Source organism: Pyxidicoccus fallax (genome assembly GCF_012933655.1).
GTDB classification, from domain to species: Bacteria; Myxococcota; Myxococcia; order Myxococcales; family Myxococcaceae; genus Myxococcus; species Myxococcus fallax.
This window is the reverse complement of record NZ_JABBJJ010000703.1, coordinates 1-1,325: the sequence shown is the minus strand read 5'-3', so window position 1 is coordinate 1,325 and position 1,325 is coordinate 1. Positions and strand designations below refer to the sequence as shown.

Sequence of the window (1,325 nt, the reverse complement as noted above, 5' to 3'; positions counted from 1 at the left end):
GGTGGAGGGGCTGGAGCTGGGGGCGGACGACTACCTGGTGAAGCCGTTCGACATGCTGGAGCTGTCGGCGCGGGTGAAGTCGATGTTGCGGCTGAAGGCGCTGCAGGACGCGCTGGTGGAGAAGAACCGGGAGCTGGACCGGGCCAACAAGGAGCTGGCGCGGCGGCGCGAGGAGCTGTTGGCGCTCAGCCGCACGGACGCGCTCACCGGGCTGTTCAACCGGCGCTACTTCGAGGAGCGGCTCAACGAGGAGTTCGCGCGCTCGCGGCGCTACGGCTCGCCCCTGTCGCTGGTGATGCTGGACATCGACCACTTCAAGCGCATCAACGACACCTATGGCCACCCCTTCGGGGACCAGGTGCTGAAGGCGGTGGCGCACACGTCCCGCTCGCGGCTGCGGGAGGTGGACCTGCTGGCGCGCTACGGCGGCGAGGAGCTCATCGCCCTCTTGCCGGAGACGGGGCCGGAGGACGCGCTCAAGGTGTGCGAGCGCGTGCGCGAGGCCATCGCCGCGCTGGAGCTGGAAGAGGCGTGTCCGGGCGGGGCGCCGCGGCCGGTGCGGCTGACGGCGTCCCTGGGAGTGGCCACGGTGCCGGCCGCCGACCTGACGAGCGCGGAAGCCCTCCTGAGGGCGGCGGACATCAGCCTCTATGCGGCCAAGGGGGCGGGCCGCAATCGCGTCCATCAGCACGCCGCGTGACACGGTTGCAGCTCGGGCTTTCCCCCGGCGGCGCTTTGACCTAAATCCCTGTTTCCATGCGCCTGTCCGTGACGATGCCCTCGCTGGTGGCCCTGGTCCTGCTGGTGGGCCTGGGTGGCTGCAACCGCGTCAGCACGCCGCAGGACGCCTATCGGTTCTTCCACCAGCAGGTGCGCAAGGGTGAGCTGACCCAGGCCTGGGGGGTGCTCTCCAAGCCCACCCAGGACCTCCTGGCGGAGCGGGCCCGGGCGGTGAGCGCGGCCTCCGGCGGCACGGAGAAGCCGGAGCCCCTGGCGCTCTTCTTCGCGAATGTCCCTCCCCCTCCGGATGTTACGGAAGTCTCCCTGGTCAGGGAGGAGGGCAACGAGGCGACAGTTCTCGTACGCTCCCCGGGAGGCAACCACGAGGTCCGGATGGTACGGGAGCCGTCCGGGTGGAAGGTGGACCTTTCAGCCTCCCTCCAGCCGTGAAGCCGGGCATGCCCGGAAAACTCGCATCAGGTAACGTACGACTGTGAACGACAGGAAGACACGGCGGGTGGTCCCCGCGGTCGAAGTCATCCGGCGCCCGGCCAGCACGCCCGGCAGCGCTCCCGTGACGCCGACCCCCTCGGCATCCCCCACCC

2 protein-coding genes are annotated in these 1,325 nt (G+C 70.3%); both read left to right on the top strand.

The annotated features are described in order from the left end of the window. A partial coding sequence (locus HG543_RS53645) for a diguanylate cyclase (RefSeq protein WP_169352673.1) occupies positions 1-700 on the top strand: 700 nt, incomplete at its 5' end. Between the two features lie 56 nt (positions 701-756). Then, on the top strand, positions 757-1,170 hold the full coding sequence (locus HG543_RS53640) for a hypothetical protein (protein ID WP_169352672.1): 414 nt from the start codon (positions 757-759) through the stop codon (positions 1,168-1,170). The last annotated feature ends 155 nt before the right edge of the window (positions 1,171-1,325 follow it).